General features: G+C 45.4%; 20 protein-coding genes. 10 read left to right on the forward strand and 10 right to left on the reverse strand.

Translation table 11 applies throughout. The features are described from left to right. The first annotated feature begins 10 nt into the window (after positions 1–10). The 3 genes from minD to HBNXNv_RS00545 are packed head-to-tail and all read left to right on the forward strand — an operon-like array spanning position 11 to position 2,677. Entirely contained in the window at positions 11–772 is a 762-nt protein-coding gene (minD, locus tag HBNXNv_RS00535; RefSeq protein ID WP_347720886.1) for a cell division ATPase MinD, read from the forward strand. Between the two features lie 51 nt (positions 773–823). Next, a complete protein-coding gene (locus HBNXNv_RS00540; protein ID WP_347720887.1) occupies positions 824–1,342 on the forward strand; it encodes an HIT family protein in 519 nt (172 codons plus the stop codon). A 6-nt stretch (positions 1,343–1,348) separates the two neighbouring features. Continuing rightward, positions 1,349–2,677, forward strand: a complete 1,329-nt coding sequence (locus HBNXNv_RS00545; protein WP_347720888.1) for a phosphomannomutase/phosphoglucomutase — start codon at positions 1,349–1,351, stop codon at positions 2,675–2,677. Here the strand turns inward: HBNXNv_RS00545 and HBNXNv_RS00550 are convergent. From HBNXNv_RS00550 to HBNXNv_RS00560, 3 genes are read right to left on the reverse strand one after another with little or no spacing between them, the layout of a single operon-like run. Next, positions 2,674–3,927 (reverse strand): ADP-dependent glucokinase/phosphofructokinase, encoded by a 1,254-nt coding sequence (locus HBNXNv_RS00550; protein ID WP_347720889.1) that lies wholly within the window; start codon positions 3,925–3,927, stop codon positions 2,674–2,676. The two genes, HBNXNv_RS00545 and HBNXNv_RS00550, sit on opposite strands and share 4 nt — an antisense overlap. After that, positions 3,924–4,559, reverse strand: coding sequence for a triose-phosphate isomerase (gene tpiA, locus HBNXNv_RS00555; protein ID WP_347720890.1), 636 nt, complete (start codon positions 4,557–4,559; stop codon positions 3,924–3,926). The genes HBNXNv_RS00550 and tpiA overlap by 4 nt, the downstream gene beginning before the upstream one ends. Next, positions 4,556–6,331 carry an amylo-alpha-1,6-glucosidase gene (locus HBNXNv_RS00560; RefSeq protein WP_347720891.1) on the reverse strand — a complete coding sequence of 592 codons (1,776 nt, stop codon included), beginning with the start codon at positions 6,329–6,331 and terminating at the stop codon, positions 4,556–4,558. The genes tpiA and HBNXNv_RS00560 overlap by 4 nt, the downstream gene beginning before the upstream one ends. A 106-nt stretch (positions 6,332–6,437) precedes the next feature. Between HBNXNv_RS00560 and HBNXNv_RS00565 the strand changes: the two genes are divergently transcribed. The 4 genes from HBNXNv_RS00565 to HBNXNv_RS00580 are packed head-to-tail and all read left to right on the forward strand — an operon-like array spanning position 6,438 to position 11,097. After that, positions 6,438–8,180 carry a glycogen/starch synthase gene (locus HBNXNv_RS00565; protein WP_347720892.1) on the forward strand — a complete coding sequence of 581 codons (1,743 nt, stop codon included), beginning with the start codon at positions 6,438–6,440 and terminating at the stop codon, positions 8,178–8,180. Further along, entirely contained in the window at positions 8,177–9,340 is a 1,164-nt protein-coding gene (locus HBNXNv_RS00570) for a hypothetical protein (protein ID WP_347720893.1), read from the forward strand. Before HBNXNv_RS00565 ends, HBNXNv_RS00570 begins: the two co-directional genes overlap by 4 nt. Further along, entirely contained in the window at positions 9,337–9,948 is a 612-nt protein-coding gene (locus HBNXNv_RS00575; protein ID WP_347720894.1) for a glycosyltransferase family 4 protein, read from the forward strand. The genes HBNXNv_RS00570 and HBNXNv_RS00575 overlap by 4 nt, the downstream gene beginning before the upstream one ends. Before the next feature lie 6 nt (positions 9,949–9,954). Further along, positions 9,955–11,097, forward strand: coding sequence for a glycosyltransferase family 4 protein (locus HBNXNv_RS00580; protein WP_347720895.1), 1,143 nt, complete (start codon positions 9,955–9,957; stop codon positions 11,095–11,097). Positions 11,098–11,103: 6 nt separating this feature from the next. Here the strand turns inward: HBNXNv_RS00580 and HBNXNv_RS00585 are convergent, their stop codons facing one another. Beyond that, positions 11,104–11,808: an alpha/beta hydrolase family protein gene (locus HBNXNv_RS00585; protein ID WP_347720896.1), complete on the reverse strand. Its 705-nt coding sequence runs from the start codon at positions 11,806–11,808 to the stop codon at positions 11,104–11,106. Between the two features lie 52 nt (positions 11,809–11,860). Here HBNXNv_RS00585 and HBNXNv_RS00590 point away from each other — a divergent pair, with 52 nt between their 5' ends. Continuing rightward, positions 11,861–12,616 (forward strand): class I SAM-dependent methyltransferase, encoded by a 756-nt coding sequence (locus HBNXNv_RS00590; protein ID WP_347720897.1) that lies wholly within the window; start codon positions 11,861–11,863, stop codon positions 12,614–12,616. 1 nt (position 12,617) lies between these two features. Here HBNXNv_RS00590 and HBNXNv_RS00595 read toward each other — a convergent pair whose 3' ends face one another. After that, a complete protein-coding gene (locus HBNXNv_RS00595) occupies positions 12,618–13,832 on the reverse strand; it encodes a glycoside hydrolase family 57 protein (RefSeq protein WP_347720898.1) in 1,215 nt (404 codons plus the stop codon). A gap of 69 nt (positions 13,833–13,901) precedes the next feature. Here HBNXNv_RS00595 and HBNXNv_RS00600 point away from each other — a divergent pair, with 69 nt between their 5' ends. After that, a complete protein-coding gene (locus tag HBNXNv_RS00600; protein WP_347720899.1) occupies positions 13,902–14,129 on the forward strand; it encodes a hypothetical protein in 228 nt (75 codons plus the stop codon). Here the strand turns inward: HBNXNv_RS00600 and HBNXNv_RS00605 are convergent. Together HBNXNv_RS00605 and HBNXNv_RS00610 are read right to left on the reverse strand one after the other, a co-directional pair. Then, entirely contained in the window at positions 14,121–15,161 is a 1,041-nt protein-coding gene (locus HBNXNv_RS00605; protein WP_347720900.1) for a glycosyltransferase family 4 protein, read from the reverse strand. The two genes, HBNXNv_RS00600 and HBNXNv_RS00605, sit on opposite strands and share 9 nt — an antisense overlap. Positions 15,162–15,212: 51 nt before the next feature. Continuing rightward, positions 15,213–16,238, reverse strand: a complete 1,026-nt coding sequence (locus HBNXNv_RS00610; protein WP_347720901.1) for a type II glyceraldehyde-3-phosphate dehydrogenase — start codon at positions 16,236–16,238, stop codon at positions 15,213–15,215. A gap of 92 nt (positions 16,239–16,330) precedes the next feature. Between HBNXNv_RS00610 and HBNXNv_RS00615 the strand changes: the two genes are divergently transcribed. Continuing rightward, positions 16,331–17,101: an NAD(P)H-hydrate dehydratase gene (locus tag HBNXNv_RS00615; RefSeq protein WP_347720902.1), complete on the forward strand. Its 771-nt coding sequence runs from the start codon at positions 16,331–16,333 to the stop codon at positions 17,099–17,101. Here HBNXNv_RS00615 and HBNXNv_RS00620 read toward each other — a convergent pair. From HBNXNv_RS00620 to HBNXNv_RS00630, 3 genes are all read right to left on the reverse strand, one after another. After that, positions 17,098–17,931, reverse strand: coding sequence for a geranylgeranylglyceryl/heptaprenylglyceryl phosphate synthase (locus tag HBNXNv_RS00620; protein WP_347720903.1), 834 nt, complete (start codon positions 17,929–17,931; stop codon positions 17,098–17,100). The genes HBNXNv_RS00615 and HBNXNv_RS00620 overlap by 4 nt on opposite strands. Positions 17,932–17,987: 56 nt before the next feature. Beyond that, positions 17,988–18,542 carry an adenylyltransferase/cytidyltransferase family protein gene (locus tag HBNXNv_RS00625; protein ID WP_347720904.1) on the reverse strand — a complete coding sequence of 185 codons (555 nt, stop codon included), beginning with the start codon at positions 18,540–18,542 and terminating at the stop codon, positions 17,988–17,990. Between the two features lie 93 nt (positions 18,543–18,635). Next, positions 18,636–19,229: a protein-L-isoaspartate O-methyltransferase family protein gene (locus HBNXNv_RS00630; RefSeq protein WP_347720905.1), complete on the reverse strand. Its 594-nt coding sequence runs from the start codon at positions 19,227–19,229 to the stop codon at positions 18,636–18,638. Position 19,230: the final 1 nt, after the last annotated feature.

A 19,230-nucleotide genomic window follows, 5' to 3' on the forward strand; every position in this document is an offset into this window, starting at 1 on the left:
TTTTACTTTAATGACCAGGGTTATCTCTGTCGTATCTGGCAAAGGTGGTGTAGGAAAAACCACTGTAACATCTAATCTTGGCACAGCGCTCTCTAGACAGGGCCACGACGTGCTTATAATCGATGGTAACTTCTCGGGTGCGAATCTAGCCCAGCATTTTGGCCTAGGTTTTTCAGACGTAACTTTCAACGATGTTCTCAGAGGAGACGCATATATTACACAGGCTGTTTCCAAACATCCTGAAGGAGTTTCGATTGTTCCCGCCTCAGTACTGGAGTTCAGTACGAACGCAGATCAGCTCAAACACTCTCTAGTAGAGTTTCTGGGCGACAAGGATTTCGTGTTTATTGATGCTGCCGCAGGGATCGGAGATGAAGTAGAGGCAGCTATTGAGGCCTCGGATGAGGTACTGCTTGTTTCAGAGCCAGAGCTTCCGGCATTGACTAACTGTCTTGGAGCAAAGAAGATGGCAGAGCAGCTTAACAGAGATGTTTTAGGCCTAGTTGTTAACGGCGTTAAGAATGAGAAATCAGAGGTCAGCCTTGAAGATGCACAGGATTTGATGGAAACAAATATTATCGGAAAAGTTCCTGATCACAAGCATGTTAGAGAGGCGATTGCCCTCAGAAAGCCGGTTGTATCTCATAAACCTCAGTCAAAGGCCTCTCTTGCTATAAGAGATGTTGCTCACAGAGTTAAGGGGAATGAGCCGCCTGAAAGAGGTTTGACGGTGAGGATTAAGTCAAGTATTCACGATATTGCTCCTTTCTAGATGGCCTTGTTACTCGCTAATCTTAAATTCAGGTATTTCTAATTTTACTTCATGACTGACTTGAAGCCGTACGAGCAGTATTTATGGAGTCCAAAAAGATCAGAATATGAGGCCAAGCAGGTGCCGGATGATATTGACTGTATTTTCTGTGCACAGGTTGAAGATGATGAAAGGGTCTCGAAGCTTCTGGTTTACGAAGATGATTTTCTGATGGTTGAACTGAATATTTTCCCATACAATACAGGCCATCTCATGGTTGTTCCGAAGAGGCACGTAAATGATCTGGCAGACCTTGAAGATGAGGAACGTGACAGGTTGTTTGCGATGGTTCAGAAAGTTGAAGAGCTTCAGGAGGAAGTTGTTGAGCCTGCAGGAATCGATATAGGTATGAATATTGGAAAGGCCGCAGGAGAATCAATTCCGCACCTTCACGTCCAGCTGGTTCCAATTTACGAAAAGGACAGAGGTTTCATGGAGACTTCTCTGGATACAAAAGTTATGAAGAAGTCTCTACCCGATGTTCAGGAAGAGTACAAGGAAAGAACAGACATTCTGGAAGACTACTGGTGATCAGCAATGGTCTCCTTCTTCCATTCCTATGATCTAAGAGGAACCTATCCGGACGAAATCTCAGAAGAGGAAGCAGAAAAAGTAGGGAAGGCCTATGGAACATTTACAGATGCAGAAAAAGTACTTGTCGGCAGAGATGGCAGAGAGCACGGAGATAAAGTTGCTGAGGCCTTTATCAGAGGCATTCTTTCCACAGGTACTGATGTAGATTACGCTGGCGTTGTTCCAACCCCTGTAGTATACTATGGTCAGGTGAAAGGAGACTATGGTTCTTCAGCTGTTGTAACGGCCTCTCATAATCCCTCTGAGTATACAGGTTTCAAGTTCTGCCTTGAAGATGCTCTTGCAATGTCTCGTGAAGGAGGCATGAAAGAGATAGAGGCAATCTACGAATCTGAAGATTTTGAAGAAGGAGAGGGCCAGAGAACAGAAGTTGAAATAGTTGAACAGTATGTAGATGCAGTCAAAGATAAGATTGGAGAACTGGATATGAATCTTGTAATCAACTGCGGAAACGGTGTAACCGGTTCCATGGCTCGTGAAATGTTTGAAAAGCTTGGAGCAAATGTGAAAATGGTTAATGAGAGGGTTGACGGCAGTTTTCCGAATCATTTGCCAGCTCCTGGAGAGGAAGAGGCCCAGCAGCAGCTTGAAGAAGCGATGAGCGATGAGCATCTTGGAATAATATTTGATGGAGATGGAGACCGTGCAGGATTCATAATTCCTGGTTATGGGTATATTGAGGAAGACAAGGTTATTGCAATACTCGCTAAAGAAAGTCTTGGCCGGCAGAAAGGCAAGGTTGTCCACGATCTCAGGGCTTCAAAGCTAGTGCCAGAGAAAGTTGAAGAGCATGGTGGAGAAGCAGTTGAGTCTCGTGTAGGCCACACATTTATCTCGGAAAAGATACATGAGGACTCTGGCGTGGTTTTCGCTGGAGAGCTTTCAGGCCATTACTACTTCCCTGCTTTCGGTTTTCCATGGGATGACGGGCTTTTCACAGCAGCACTTATGTCAAGGATTGTCTCGGAGGAAGATGTAGTGGAAGAGCTTTATTCCTGGCCTGAGTACCCTGTCTCACCTGAAGTTAATCTTGACTGTCCGAATGATCTGAAGGAGAAAGTTATGGAAAAAGTGGCGGAGGAGTACTCCGATCATGAGACCTCTACTATGGATGGCGTTAAGATTAACTTTGAGAAGGGCTGGGCGCTTGTACGTCCTTCCAGCACCGAGCCAGTTGTAAGACTTCGCTGTGAGGCCGATACAGAGGAGGATGTCGATAGAATTCTTGAAGGAGTAGAAGCTGACGTCAAACGGTTTATTGAGGAGGCCTAGTTGGCCTCTTTCACAAAGCTTCCTGCTGAGATTACGTCGCCCATTCCTACCAGTCTTTTTGGATCTTCATGGATTACTGGCGGAATAGCTACTACATTGTAGCCGTCGACGCTTCCTATTCCGCTTTCCGTGAATCCTTCCATCTGGAAGAAGTCCTCGAAGTCTTCAAGGTCATCAAGCTTCTTCACGTGCTTATTATCGAAGTCCAGAGGTTCGTATTTTTCCGGTATTTCTCCTTTATCTGCCATCCGTACAGCGCAGGTCTCTCCATATAGCATGCTTTTCCTTATTTTCTCTGGTGATAGAGGATAGTCGCGGTGAGTAACGTTCAGATGGTATCTGTAGGTGTGGATGTGCACTCTTTCAAGTCCGAACTCCTCTATAAAGAACTTTGCAAACTGGAAGGCCTCTCCAAGAGAAGGTTCCTCGTTATCAAGCTGTACGTTGAGGGCCTTCTCCAGGCTTTTCATTTCGTATTCGTCAAGGCCTATGCTCTGGATGTGTGGAAATATATATTCTTCTAGAAGGTTCAGTTTATCGCTGAGATCTACGTACTCCATGTGGATAGGAGCATCGATGTGAACAAGCTGTTCTGAGGCCTTTTTCATCTTGGCTTCCACGTTTCCATCTGCGTTGTGGAATCCTGAGAGAAGAACTCTGTCAAGGCCTTCGTTTAGTTCGTCTATATGGTCTTCTACTCCTTTTCTGAAGTATGGGCCGAATCCTCTGAGTTTGTCGGATAGTATTAGTCTGCCTGTTTTTTCTCCGTCGAATTCGAATATTCTGTTTACTTTGGTTCTGTCTGTATTTCCTGCTTCCTTTATTGGAAGAAGCTCTAGGTTGTTGCCGGTGTTTACAGGGTATTTCATTCTCTCATCCAGGTTTTCAACCAGTTTATCGGATAGGAATGGCGTGTAGAAAACTGTGTTGTTTCCATTTTTTGCAAGGAAGTTTGCCATGATTCCGGCCTGACCTCCTATCTCTTCAACACCTCCTTCTACTTCTGGTTCAAAGTTCTGGTAGTTTACCTCCTTGTTTTTGCTGTTTTCAATACAGTATTTCAGCAGGGAGAGAAACTCTTCCTGGCTCTCCACAGAATCCAGGTTTTCAGCATCTACTTTTTCCAGATCAAGGCCTAGATCCTCTACACTGTACTTTACATCTATATTGGCATTGAATCCGACAAGTACGGAGGCCCCAGGAGATCTCATCTCCAGTTCCTGGTATCGCTCTCTCCAGATATTCTTCACAGCCCGCTCACCAGTTCCTTGGCAGCTTCTCCTGGATTTTCTGCTTTAACAACTCCTGAAGCAACCAGGACGCCTTCACATCCGAGTTCAATGCTTTTACTTACGTCTTCAGAAGTTTTGATGCCGGCCCCGGTTAAAGCTGTTACAGGGGCGGCGGCCTCAACTGCTTCTTCAATTATTTCCGGTTCTGCTTCTGCGACGGAGATATCACCGCCGATAAGTTCTGGAGGTTCGAATGCAATATAATCTGGTTCGAATTCGCTGAGTTCGGCACATTCTTCCGGGCTCTGCGCGCAGACAACAGTTGTTAGGCCTAGTTCCTTTGCTTTATCTACTGAGGCCTTTATCTTTTCTTTTTCAAGTCTGTTCTCGGAGTGGTTGATCAGTGTTCCTGTTGCGCCGGCCTCCTTTACTCCTTCGCCCAGAATGCTTCCTGTATGACTTCCGGGTTCTACTCCGTCGATGTGCTGTGCAAATACTTCTACTTCAGAGTCCTCGAGTCTGAGAAGGTCTTCTGGTTGAACTGAAAATATGAGTTTTTTTGGGTCAGCGACCTCTATACAGTTTTCTACAAGTTTTTCTACTTTTTCGCCTACTCCTTTTCGGTAGGCCTTCGTGTTGATTATTATCATTGCTCTTCACCTCTCAAAATTTCAAGGTCTGGAGAGTTAAGGACTTCAAATCCATCTTCTCCAAACTCAATGTCTAAGTATTCGTCTCCTATCCTTTTCTGAACTCTTCTTCCCTCCGCAAGATCTGAAGGGTTAATTCTTACTGTTTCTGAATCTATGGCCTCTATTCCCAGCAGATAGCTGTCGATTACGTGCACGTACATGCCTGCACTCCAGGCCTGTTCTCCACATCCCATTAGATGGCCTTCTTCAGCATCTACTACTTCGTGGAAGCCTCCGACCTGCTCTCTCATAATATATTTCTTCATTTTTTCCAGAAAGTTCATTCCCTGGACGTCCTTTCCTTGCTGGAAGTTGGCTGCGGAAGCCCATCCGGTTGTCAGACCCCATACGCTTCCGGTATGATATCCTGATGCATCGTAGCCAGGATCAACTACTGAACGGGTCCGGGCGCCGTGTCTGGAGGAGAACTCTGCGTTAATATCTTCCATGTACTTTTCGGAGGCCTGATCAAACATTAAAGCTATCGCAGGGTTTATTGTGAGGCTTGGATTGTCTCCAAGACTGTCAAGTATTCTATCATTCTCTATAAACTCTTCAAGGCCTTCTTCAAGATTGCTCTGAAGTGATAGGCCCTGTATCTCTGCAGCTTTCAGCCATAACGCCTGTATATCAACTGCTGAAGGTCTTTCCAGTGTGTCCATCCATGTTCCTTCGGGATCGTGCTCTACTACGCCGTTTTCATCTAGCTCCAGTTCGTGGAAGGCCTCTTCCATTTTATCCTCTATTTTCTCGCTAATCTTCCAGTGTCGTCTTAGTTTGTCAGCTGCAATCACGAAGAGAGGAGCTGCGTCTGAGTTAGGGAACTGCTGGCCTCCCTCAAGTGAGATCTGGTTGGGGAATCCTTCCTCTTCAGCAAAGTTCTCCAGTATTTCATGGCTTAACTCGAAGTGGCCTGCATCTATTAGGCCCAGAAGGGTCCAGTAGGTGTCTCTTGACCAGTAGTTCTGGAACCAGGGGTGGCCTGCGATTATTCCTTTTCCTTTCCTGTCGTATACAAGATTTTCCATGCTTCTTACAGCTGCTGAAAATCCCTGACCTAGTTTAATATTTTCAAATCCAGAATCCGAACTTTCAAGTGTTCCAAAGCTGCCTGAAGAAGTTGAAAACTCTACTTCTGCAGTTGAGGAGGATTCGGCCTCTACTTCCTCTCGGAAAATCACTCTGCCGGGTATAAAGCATTCCTGCTCGACTCCTCCAGGATAGTGAGTTTTGTACTGTGAATCCTTCTCTACCTTGAAGTCTTTGCCGGATATCATCAATTTCTTGTCATTTCTGGAAACTGAGAGCTTGCCTTTTCCGGTTTCAACACTGTATTCTCCTTCGGCAATATCTTCTGACTTGCTTCTAATATCTACTGCTGGCTCAACCACTATGTGGGCCGCTTTCTTGCTTGAATTATTGTTCTGTATTTCCAGGCTGATTCTGAATCCTGGAAGCTGATCAGGCGTCTCCACAATTTCTTTTACATCCAGAGAGCCAGCTTTGTGGTGAAAAATCATTTTTTCTCCGTACTCAACGTTTCTGACTGTTGACTCGTTTATCCATACGCCGTTGATCTTGATGGCGTAGTAGTCCAGAAACTTGTACGGAGGAACCCAGTATCCGCTCCATTTGGATTTGAATCCTGTGTCGAAGTGACGGTTGAGAAAGCCATGTAGATTTGAAATAACGCCGTACTTCTTGGAGAGATCCTGATTTAAACTGTACATAGAAAATATACGGAACTCGGCCGAGTATAAAACCTTCATTTTAACCAGCAAGTAGTAATGGAAACGGCCGTTGGTTTTTATACTGAGCAAGAAGAACTTATTCAGTATGCGGCCGGATAATGTAGTCGAAGTATCTTTTGAAGTAGCCAACAAAGTAGGCGGAATATACCAGGTCCTCAGCTCGAAGGCCGGGAAAATGCAGGATTTCTATGGTGACAACTATCTAACCATAGGTTACTACGATGAAGAAAAGGCCCGCGATGATTTCATCGCAAGAGAATTTGAGGGGTTCGAATTCCTGGAAGAACTTGAAGAAGAAGGAATTAAATGCCATCTGGGAGTATGGAATATCTCCAGCTCACCAAGAACAATACTAGTAGATCCTTCAGGGGTAGAGAAATCAGCCGATGAACTCAAAGAATATCTCTGGGAAGAATTTGAAATTGACTCCATGGAGGCAGGCCACGACTTTGACGAACCGCTCAAGTGGAGTTACGCAGTAGGCCGCATCCTACAGAAAATAGAGGAAAAATGGCAGGGAGAAACAGTTTTCCACTGCCACGAATGGCTTTCAGGCCCTGCAATGTTCGAACTTGACAGTCCGAAAGTTTTCACCACTCACGCAACGGTTCTAGGCCGCGCACTATCTGATTCAGACTATGATTTGGAGGCTGCTGTTGATAGAGGATATGTAGAAGATGAAAAGGCCAAAGAGTTCGGTGTTAACGCAAAGCACCAGGTTGAGAAAACTGCAGCTCAGGAAGCCGATGTATTCACAACAGTAAGTAAAAATACTGGAGAAGAGGCCACAGCGGTGCTTGGAACGGAACCTGACGTAATACTACCTAATGGATTCAACGTAGAGGACTTCCCAAGTCTAGAGGAGCTTTCCTACCAGCATAAGGAGAAGAAAGAGGAGATGAAGCAGTTCCTCAGAGCATACTTTGAGCCATACTACAGCGTGGACCTTGAAAGCGATCCAAGAATAATGTTTATCTCAGGCCGATACGAGTTCCACAACAAAGGCCTCGATCTCTTCGCCGATGCGCTCGCAGAGGTAAATGAGAAGGAGGGAGATGACTTCTTCGTATTCTTCTTCGTACCAAGCGATACCAGAGGCCCGAAGAGAGAAGTACTTGATAACATGGCGCTTTACGAGGAGCTTGAAGATTATATTGACTCGGTGATTCCGAAGGTGAGAAATGAGCTGCTTGAATCGGTAACTGCTGGAGAGGATCCAGAAGGACTTGAAGACCTGGTTAACAGCGGCACTCTTGAATCGCTTCAGAGGAACTTCCACGCTCGGAAATCGAAAGAAGCACCGCTCTGCGCCTTCGATTTGAACTATAATCACGATAATATTATCGAAAGGCTGAGAGAAAGAGGTATAACTAACAGCGAAGATGACAGAGTAAAGGTTATCTTCTACCCAACCTATCTGTCTGTGGGCGATAGACTTCTCTCAATGAGTTATAAAGATGCTATGGTGGCTTCAACAGCAGGAATATTCCCAAGCTACTATGAGCCATGGGGTTACACTCCTGTAGAAACAGCAGCAAATGGAGCCCTCTCAATAACAACAGATATGGCTGGATTTGGCCACTTCCTGATGGACAACACTTCTGAAGACGAAAGAAAAGGAATCAGGGTATTGAGAAGACAGAACTTCTCCGATGAAGAGGCTGCTCAAAGCTTGGCGGATATGATACAGGAAATCACGGAGTACTCTAAGACAGAGATAACTGAGAGGAAGCATAACGCCAGAAAACTTGCACAGATGACTTCGTGGGAGAAACTGGGAGAGAACTATCTTGAGGCACATAAGGAAGCGGTGAACAACCATCAATGAGCCTGGAGCTAGAAATAGACAATCTAGACATAAAAGAAACACGAAAATACGCTGAAATCGAAAATCCTCCTTTCTCACAAATTAAACCCGATATAGATGAAATAAAGGCCTCAGCAGAAGAAGTTGACTGCCAAAGCCTTGTTGTAATCGGCAATGGAGGATCTATAACATCTTTCAGGGCCCTATACTATTCTTTCATAGATGAAGTCGATATCGATGTTCATCTTGTGACCACTCAGGAACCTGACTACCTCAGAAGAGTGGTCTCAGCAACAGATTCTGAGAACACACTGGTAATGCCGATAAGCAAGTCTGGAAATACAACTAGCGTACTTGAATCGCTTCTATACTTCATTAAAAGAGATTATCCTGTATTTGCAGTAACATCTGACAACAACGGAGCACTCAAGAATATAGTTGAAAGAAAAGGATACAACTGGATAGAACACAAAGATGTGGGAGGAAGATTCTCGGGCCTTACAGAAACTGCTTTAATGCCGGCAGCTATCTGCGGAATAGATATTGAAGAAGTGAGAGCAGGCGGCGAGGAAATATATCAAAAATTCAATAAAAGCCCGAACGCAGCCTGGAAACTTGCAGAGGCCTTTCACTCGGCTGAAAGAGAAGGATTCGATCAAATACTAACTCCTTTCTATACTACAAGGCTTTTCGGTTTCTATCCATTGACAGTACAGCTAATGCATGAAACAGTTTGCAAAGAAGGAGAGGGCCAGTCAGTATTTGGAGATCTAGGCCCTGAATACCAGCATCATACAAATCAGAGACTTTTCGGTGGAGAAGAAGATATCATACCGTTCTTCATAAGATCAAAGGCCCACGAAAAGGAAAGGCTTGATGTTCCAGAAGATTTAACCGATATAGATTTGAGAGGCCGTGATTTAGGAGATCTGGATGGAGAAAGCTACGGCTTCGCAGTTGACTCTGAGTTTAGAGGAGTTGAACTAGCGCTAGATGAAGAAGAAAGACCTTACTCAGTCCTCTCTATAAACAGTGTGGGTTACAGAAGTGTAGGCCGTCTGATGGCCTTCCTTCAGTATCTTGCTGTTTATTCAGCTGAAATCAGAGACGTAGATCCTTACAGTCAGCCTGATGTGGAGAAAAGCAAGAAAATGGGTTTCAAGAGGAGGTTTGACAGGTGAAAGTTCTTTTTCTGGCAAAAGAGTTCAGAGATGGGGAAGGAGTTTCTGAGTATATCAAAAATCTTTCAGAATATCTGGTGAGCAACGGTCATGAGGCCACGATCGTATCTTTTGATGATATGGCCGAGTATCACATAGATGAGCGTGTAAGGGTGCAGAAAGTGCCGCTACCTTTTGAAGGAGATAATATCTATAGCTGGGCCATGATGATGAACAACGAGTTGAAGAACAGGGCGCGTGAAATAATTGAAGCAGATGACTACGATATAGTTCACTGCAACGACTGGAGCACGATCCCTGGAGGAGTATCCCTGAAGAAGCATCTTGAACTGCCTCTTGCAGTGACTATCCACTCAACTGAGAATGAGAGAGGCTTTGAAGGAGATCACGCGGAACTGATCTCTGAGCTGGAGTGGCAGGGAACTTTCGAAGCTGACAGGGTATTTGTAACGAAGGAAGATACCAAAAACTCGGTTTTATTTGACTTAGACGTGCCAGGCGAAAAACTAAAGGCGGTTGACCCCTACAGCCCGGAATGGCAGTCAAGGATTTTAAACACGTACAAAGAAATAGTTAAACAAGAGGAAAAAGTTATTCAGGAGACATAGTATAATATGAGGCCTTTATTTATCACCTGGGAATATCCGCCTTACAAGGCGGGAGGGATAGCCGCTCACTGTGAGGATCTAGCTACAACTATGGCTGCCCAGGGACACGAACCTGTAGTTCTTACGTACGGCGAAAGAGAAGAATCAGAGTACAGAGATGGTGTAGAGATTCGTCGAGTGCCCGCAACTGATGCCGCCAGTGATACAATTTCCTGGGCGATGCATCTAGGCCACCAGATGGAGAAAAAGGCCATTGAACTGAACAAACAGAAAAACTTTGATCTTGTCCATGCACATGACTGGATGGCCGTTCCTGGCGCTACAGGTATCAAGAAGACTTTAGGCCTTCCAATGGTTTTTACTGTTCACTCCACTCAGGAAGGGAGAGATGGCAGAGATTCCAAGTATCAGGAGACAATCCATAATCTGGAATGGTATGGGACTTATGAGGCCTCACAGGTCATCACGGTTGGTAGAGAGTTCTCTGAAGAGGTTAAACATCTTTATGAGGTCCCTGAGAACAAGATAAACTATATACCGAACGGTGTTGATCTTGAAAAGTTCGATTCTCATTCTCATTCTATAAACCATAATGATTACGCCCTTGACTGGGAGAAAATTGTTCTATTCGTAGGCCGGATGTATCCACAGAAAGGCCCAGGCCATCTTATCGAGGCCATGCCGCAGATCACCAATCAATACGAAGAGGCCAAGTTCGTTATGTGTGGGAGCGGCGCAACACAGTACTACAAGGATATGGCCAAGTCAAAGATGGGCGACAAGGTACACTTCCCAGGCTATGTTTCGGATAAAGAACTTCTAGGCCTTATGAAGCATGCTGAGATGATGGTGACTCCAAGTGTTTACGAGCCGTTTGGAATTGTACCTCTAGAAGCTGCTGCATCAAATACAATGACTGTAGGAAGTTACGTGGGCGGTATGAAAGATACTATTGTCCACGAGTATACAGGCCTTCACTCTTACCCTGCTGATCCTAACTCGATCGCTCACCAGGTCAACAGGGCGCTGGAGGATCCTGGCTGGAATGACTGGATGGGAGACAATGCCCGTGAACGTGTGGAGGAGAACTTCCAGTGGGAGCAGATTACGGCCTGGACTACAGGAATATATCAGGACGCTCTAAGATAAAAATTTCTAAAGATTTTCAAGCCAGCTGAACATCATATCCTGAATCTTTTTCTCGGCCTCATCGCTTACAGAGTGCTTCTCACCTTTCAACTTGTACAGCATGGCCTCTCCATCAAAACTTTCTACAGCCTCCGAAGAGTTCTCAAAATGCACTGTGGTGTCGGCGCTACCATGGAAGATCGCAAAGGGAATATCAAGCTCTTCAAGAGTTTCTTCAAAGCTGTATTCGTCCAGATCATCGTAAAATCCAGGGATTATCGATTTATCCTCGAACAAGGTGAAACTACCTTTCTCCATCACGGCCTCACGAAACTTCTCCATAATACGGTTATAAGTAACTGGAGACTTTCCTATAACGGCCTCAGCATCCAGCGCCTTTGCTGAATGGAAAACTACTTTCCCACCGAAGCTCATACCGAACAGGAAGACTCTTTCAGGATCGAAATACTCTACACAGGCCTTCAGATCAGCTATTTTATCGCTTAAGAACTGCTGTTCGAATTCTCCATCGCTTTCTCCGTTTCCACGGAAGTCAAGTCTTACTGCGTTAAATCCCTCTTCTGAGGCTCTGACTGCTCTTTCTCTGTAGCTGCCTTTCTTGTTGGATCCAAAGCCGTGGCAGAAGAAAATCCACTTTTCAGAGTTGGCCTCGTGATGTACTGCTGAAATTTTCTCTCCGTCCTCAACTTCGATGAAGTGTTTCTCGCTCATAACTGTAGTTTTCCTGTTCAGGATTTTATATCTCGAATAATAATTCTTTGCTATGGTCGACAAAAACCAGGCGAAAAAAGAAATGATCAAGGCCGCAGAACCCTACGAAGGATACTGGGAGGACTCATACGACTATGTTTTCTCAGTTATGCAGCAGCACTTCCAGAACGGCCCTGGCGAAAAAATGCTGGAGCTTGGCTGCGGAAGAGGAGAGTTCATAGACAGATATGCAGAATACTTCGAACACATTATCGCTGTAGAGAAAGATCCTAAAAGCAGAGATCAGGCGATGGAAAAGGCCTACTGGAATGATATAGAGAATATAGAGTTTCTAGGCGATCCAGCGAACGAGGACGGCCTTGATACTGAAAGCTTTGACTTTATCCTCCTGGGTCAGTCTCTTCAGTATATGCCGGAAGATGATTTCGAGGAGACAATGGAGAAATCGGTGGAGCTCTTGAAAAAAGGAGGCAGAGTAGCTATAATCGTGCCTCATCGAAAACCAGGCCAGGAAATATACACACAGATATATGCAGATGAGAAAGGAGAATACGTATCTGAAAAAATTGATTCCGAGGCCTTCAATGACCTTGCAGCTGTCAACAGAGGACCATTGGCGATGAAAAGATTTTCAATCCAGGATTTCCAGAATTTCGAAAGTCTTAATCTCGTTGAGGCCCGTGTCTTCCACGATGTTCTCCTGCCCTCCTATTTTGACAGGTTTCTACCACGTGACAGGATCATCAATCTGCCGTTCCTGAAGAAGTATTTCGGTTCTCGCCTGATGCTTGTACTGGAGAAGGCCTGATCTACTCGTTCAGTTTTTTCTCTACCTGTCGCTGGAAGTCCATGATGTGTTCTGTTATCACGGCGAATCCCTGGTGTGGATGGTCGAAGTACGAGAAGTAGTTGTGCACAGATCCGTCCTCCATGCTTTTTGTCGCGATATGATGCAGGTGATCTGAAGTAAGGAATTTTCTCCAGACATCCAGTACTTCTGGATCATCAAGCTCCTTGACTCTTTCCTCCAGGTCCTGAAGTTTTTCGAAAAGCATTTTCTGCATCGGGTTACCTAGCCAGGCACTGGCGTCCATCTCCTGATCGGCCCAGGAAACAGTATTGTATTCAAATGCGTCAAATTCGCCGACAGGATCTTTCTGAGCTACTTCACGGACCTTCTTGAATTTAAGGCCTTCACGCCCCGCTATTTCATGTGGAAGATCTTCAAGGAACCACAGAATGCCTGTTCCTTCCCAGTGGTGTTCTCCAAATGTTTCATAGTCCATGAAAAGATTGATCATATCTCCCTGGGCCTCATCAAGCCAGGCTGCATACTTGTCGGCGGTTAATGGGTACTCGCTCCACCAGTCAGCTGAGAATCTGTATCCTACGTCGTCGGTAAGTTTTCTGTTTCTAAGTAGTATATTGGTTTTTTCTCCGTCCATGAAGTCTGGCTGGGTGTATGCGTGGTTAGGTGAGCGCCATCCAAGTATTCTACCAGCTCCTTCAGTAAATATTCCCTCGTAGCCTTCCTCGGCTGCAACTTTTCCAATATCATTATGGTAGATAAGCTCTGTATTTGTCATGACTTTAGGCCTTTTACCGAACTTTTCCTCAATAATATCTCTGTGCTTCTCCAGCTGCCATCTGAACTCTTCTTTATCGAAGAATAATCCTGCAAGAGAGTGGTAGTGGGCCTGACCGATGAAGTCGATTGAATCGTCCGGAAACTTGTTCAGCATGTCGATAAGTTCAGGGTGGTACTTCTCCGCCTGTTCAATCCAGGAGCTTGAGATGGAGAAGTTCACGACAAGTTCGTTTCCGGTTCCCTCAAGCTGTCTAGCGGCCCTGAGAAGTCTTTCGGTCGCAGGGAAGTAGCAGTTCTCGGCTACGTCCTTGAAGAAGTGTTCGTTCATTTCATCGTCAAAATATCTTTCGTAAAGGCTGTCTGCATCCTCTTTTACGCCGTCAATCCTCAGACGGTGAGGTTGGTGGACCTCGAATGAGAGGGTTAGATCTGTCATAAAAGAAATTTCTTTGGCTGATTTAAATCGGCCACGGTCGTTAAAAACTGTCGTGAAGAATTAGTTTTTATGGACGTCCAAACATCAGAAACAGAGGAAGGCCTACAGATCGACGTCTATACCGATCAAAAAGCAGCAATAGTAGTTAGAGATCCTGAAGAAAGAATTTACTTGCCTGAAAATGCTTCAGAAGCAGAAACTTATTATACTGAGGATTATCAAGGCCTTGTAAAGACTGATTTCGGCTACAGACTGCTGCACAAGGGCGAAATATCTGATTTCAAGGTTCTAGCCTAGATTTCTGTAAATATCGATAGTTTCTTCCGCTACTTCCTCCCAGCTACGACCTTCTACGCCTTTAATCTCCTTCTTCAGGGCCTCATGTATGCCCTCTGAGATATCCTTGGAGTCAGGCCTTACCTTGATTAACGTGTTGTCTGGCAGTATTTCCTCTGCACCGTTTTCAGCAGCTACTACGGGCGTCTGATGTTCTAAAGCTTCTGTGATTGTCAGGCCGAACGGCTCGTTGATGGAGGGTGATACAAAGACGTCTGCAGAACTGTAGTAGTCGCCCAGTTCTTCATCAGGTATGAAACCGGGGAATATTACGTTTTCACTTATTCCAAGTATTTCTGCAAAGTCTTCCAGCGATTCTCTCATGTGGCCGTCGCCTCCCAAAACCAGGACTCCTCCCCCATTTTCCAGGAATTTCTTGAATCCGTAGAGCAGGTGTTCAAGGCCTTTCTGTTCTGCGTGACGCCCGACGAAGAAGATCATGTTTGTGTCGATACCCAGCTCTTTTTTGACGTCTTTTCCTGTGCTTTTTTTGCTGGAGAATCCGTTGTGGACGACTTTTGCTGTCTGCCCGAACTCTGATTTTATTTCATCTGCGAGCTTGTTGCTTACCGCGATTAATGCGTCTGATTTCTCTGCGGCAGCTCTTTCAAGTTTGAGGCCTTCCTCATTTGTTGTCCTCGATCTCTGGCTGCTGAGAGAGTGCAGAGTTGAAACCCATTTGACCTCTGAGTATTTCTTGGCTTTTAGTCCGGCCTCGCTTCCAAACCAGTCATGTGTATGCACTATATCGTATTCTGAGGCCTTTTTTGCTATCTGTGAGGAGAATTCTCTTGACATTGGCAGTATATGGTCTGCGTTACTTTCCAGAGCTATGATGTCCTCCATTGCTGGCGCGTACTGTTCTGGTAGGGCCAGATCGACGTCGACTCCTTTCTTACGTAGTTCTTCGAAAAGGTGTGCTACGTGTATGTCGAGGCCTCCTTCGATGTTTGGAGGGAATCCCCATCCCAGCATCAAGATTTTCTTGTCCACAGTTCAGAAATTATAGATGAGAAATAAAATAGGGGAAGGTAGGAAGAATTTTTACTCGATTCCCATCGAGTTGTTTGTCATTCTAATAGAGTCTTCCTGATTCTCCATTTCGAACATTGCGCGGATTGCGTCGACGTTCTCAGGTACGACGATGGCCTCCTGGTGGACCATGTGGATCCAGTGAAGTGTTCCGTCCTCTACAGTTACTGTTTCCTCCCAGACTGCTGCTTCCTGCATGTCGCTTCTCTTTCGGCCCAGATCACGCATTTTTTCGTGAATCTTGGCTGTGGAATCGTATCCATCTCCAGCGCTCATCAATCTAACACGAGGCTGTTCTCTGAAGGCCTCTAAAACTTCTTCCTCTGAAGCATCGTCTTCCAGCTCTGCCGTAACCATGTGCACGTGGCCGTAGGTTGTAGGAACTTTTACAGCCAGTGTTTTGATATCTAGATCCGGCATTACCTCCTGTACATCAGGTCCGTGGTGTGAAGGCACTTCTGTTACAGGTACTGTTGAGTTGATGGGGCCTCTGGAGTCCTGTGGAATGTCTCCTCCTCTTCTGACCAGGTTGGCTGTTGCCTTTTCTACTCCGAACTCTGAGTCAACTGCATCCATTGTTCTGGAGAGTGAGGTGGTGTTGCAGGAAACTACTCTGACAAAGTCTTCTCCTCGGGCCTCGTCGTAGTTTGCGTCTGCGTTGAAGGATACTGGCGCGATATCTGCGTCTGCGCCGCCTTCAAAGATGGCCTTGATATTATGTGGTTCGTATAGGTTTTCCTTGTTCATTTTGTCGACTCCGGAAGGTGTGCAGTCAACTACTAGATCTATTGTTTCGGCTTCGTCTTTCAGAAGTCCTTCTACATGCATTCCTGCGTCCGACATGTCCTCCATTCCGTCCTGGTTAGACGCGTATAGTGGTGTGCCGTGAAGACCTCCTTCTTCGCTTAGTTCGTCTCTCAGGGTTCCTGATGGTGTGACATCTGCAATACCGTAAAGTTCCATGTCATCCTGCGTTTTTACGGCCTCTGCGACCCTTTTACCGATTGTACCGACTCCGTTTACAACGACTTTTACCATATTATCACGTAAGATGATTCCTCTAGCTTGAATAAAAAGAATTGCTGGCCTGATCGGCAGATTTTATTTCTCTCCTAGAATAAGAAGATTTTATGCAGGAACTTTTCGAAAAGCTTTCGCGCGATGAAGACTCTCACAAAGGCCAGAACGGCAAAGTAATGGTTATCGGAGGCAGTGAAAAGTATACTGGGGCTCCGGCCCTGACAGCTCAGGCCGCTTTGAGAGCTGGAGCAGACCTGGTAAAAGTCCTTACTTCAGATCATGCCAGGCCTGTTGTACAGGGTTTTTCCGAGAACCTGATCGTTGAATCCTTTGGAGAACGCTTTGATGAAAACTCTCTGGAAAAGGCCCTAGAGCTGGAAGAGTGGGCAGATACTACTGTTGTGGGTCCAGGTCTTACAGATTTTGATAAAAATGCTCTGAGAGATTTCGCAGAAGAAGCTGGGAATCTAGTAGTAGATGCAGGTGCCATCAGGCCTTTAAGACGAGTCAAGGCTGTTTTTACTCCTCATGCTGGAGAGGCCAAAATTCTGGAGAAAAATTATGGGTCTCTGAAGGCCTTCTCTGAAGAGACTGGTTCCACAGTTTTGCTGAAAGGAGGTATAGATACTATTTATTCTAGTGCAGGAGTCTTTGAGAATGAGACTGGCTGTGCTGGAATGACTGCTGGAGGAACTGGTGACGTGCTTGCAGGTATTGTTACGGCTTTCCATGCTCAAGGCCTTGAAGATAAAGATGCTGCCCGGCTTGCTGCGTATATTAACGGCGTTGCAGGGGAAAAGGCCTTTGAGAAGTATGGTAATGGGCTTGTAGCTTCTGATCTACTGGAAAGAATTGCTGAAGTTGTATCTGAGAAGTCTTAGACCTGTGTATCTCTGTATTCTTCAGGGTCTTCGTGGAATGAGTCTCCTACAACTACTGTATCGGCGCCTGAGTCAAGCATTTCGAGAGCCTGGTCTTCTGAGCTGATGCCTCCTCCGTAGAGAAGAGTGGTGTCTTCAAGCATTTCTGCTGCGGCCTCAACGTCCTCAGGATCTCCATACATTCCGGAGTACTCGATGTAGAGTATGTCGAAGTTGTCGAAGAAGTTTTCTACTGCTCCTGCTATCTGACCTACTGTTTCTGAGTCTACTGGTTCTGTTGCTTCTGTGAGTTCTGCTACTGCTGATTCCGGGTTCTGCACGATGTAGGCCTCTCTGAGAAGTTTGTTGTCCAGGCCTCTTCCTGCAATATTTTTTGCTGCTCTTCCGGTCAGGCCGTCTCCTACCATGGATTCTATTTCGTTGTACAGTTCCTGTTTGACTGCTGGGAGTTCTGAGCCGAAGAACTGTTCGTGTTTTCCTTTGAAGTTTTCCTCATTGCCGTTCCAGACAGAGGCCACTGCGGTGTAGTCGCTGGCTGAGAAGTTATTTGTTTTGCCGTTTCCGCCTACCACGTGTTCTCCGCTGTAGGGCTCAAGAATTACAGGTATATCTGTATCGTCGAGAAGTTCAAGGACTTCTGCTGTGTTTTCAGCGGTTACCCCATCTGATCCGCCAACCATTACTGCATCAGTTCCTTCAAGATATTCCAGGTCCGAGGAAGAAAGGCCTTTTTCGGGATCGATCTTGGTGATGTGGTTGATGTTGTCCCAGTTAGGGCCGAATCCTGTGGATTTCTTCACCAGTTCCCAGAATTCCTGGCCTTTGTTCATGAAGAGGTCATAGAAATCGAGTTTTTTATAGAAGTATTTTCTGTATCTCTGCTCTCTTATTTTTCGAATGTGTCGTGGTAGGAGTTTTCTCTTTTCCAGCCTGGCTCGAATTCGTACTGTATTCCTGATTTCTTGATCTTCTCAAGTTTATCAGCGATTGCTTCTTCCGCACATCCGGGAACTAGATAGCGCCATTCCTCTCCTGATTTGATTCTTCTTCTGACCTCGGTACCTGAGTAAATATTTGGGTCGTGAAGATCCTGTTCTACTAGTTCAAGTTTTTCGTCTTCCCTGATAATCGACTTGACCAGGCTGTTCCTTGAGATAACTTTTTCGGCCTCTGTCTCCTCTTTGAGATGTTCCAGCCACTTTCTGTTTCCTTCATCATCTCTTTCAAAGTCCTCAAGGCCTACAATCTCGACTTCAGGGTAGCATCCTCTGATTATCTTTTTTCTTTCCTCAAAGCTCAGAGGGTTTTCCTCAGTTCCTTCCTCGCTGGCGCTGCCGATAGCAATAACTAGTTCGTACTCATCTATGTAGGAGTCTACTACCTGTTTATGGCCTTCATGGAAAGGCTGAAATCTTCCAACTATAACTGCTCTATTATTCATAATTTTTCTCTTCTAACTATCTGTTCTCTGTGAAATGTTTTGAACTGAAACTGTTTTAGTGGATAACTGGTAAAACCTTTCAAACTGAACTCGCTATTCCTCTACAAAATCTACAAATCTTACTCTCCCGTGTTCCGTTGTTTTTCCCTCGCTGTACCGCTTCAAAGTCTGTTTCCCATTTTCTTCTACAGGCCCGACAATTACTCCTTCTTCTGTCAAGTGCTTTACCCCATCGTCGAAGTCTTTTACAGCACAGGAATAGATTATCTTATCGAAAAATTCTTCCTTGCCTACAGCTTCAAACCCGTTTCCGGCCCTGATATCTACATTCTCTCTGTCAATGTTTTCTCTTGATTTGTCTACAAGTTGTTTCAGAATCTCGATCCCAACTACTTCATCAGAGAGCTCCGCTAGAATAGCTGCCTGATATCCGGAACCTGAACCAATCTCCAGCACCTTATCTGTCTCCTGAACTTCAAGCAGCTCGGTAGCCACGGCTACCATGCTCGGTGCAGAAATTGTTGATCCAGTATCAAGAGGAAGAGGCCTATCCTCGTAGGCCTTTCCTGTAAACTTCTCCGGCACAAAATCTTTTCTGTCGACATTTCTGAACGCTCTTTCAACTTTTTCTGTCTCTATACTACCTTTCTCCACCAGATAGTTGACAAGAGCATCGTTGTCTCTCATA

It is taken from the genome of Candidatus Nanohalovita haloferacivicina, assembly GCF_029232205.1.
Taxonomy (GTDB): Archaea; Nanohalarchaeota; Nanosalinia; order Nanosalinales; family Nanosalinaceae; genus Nanohalovita; species Nanohalovita haloferacivicina.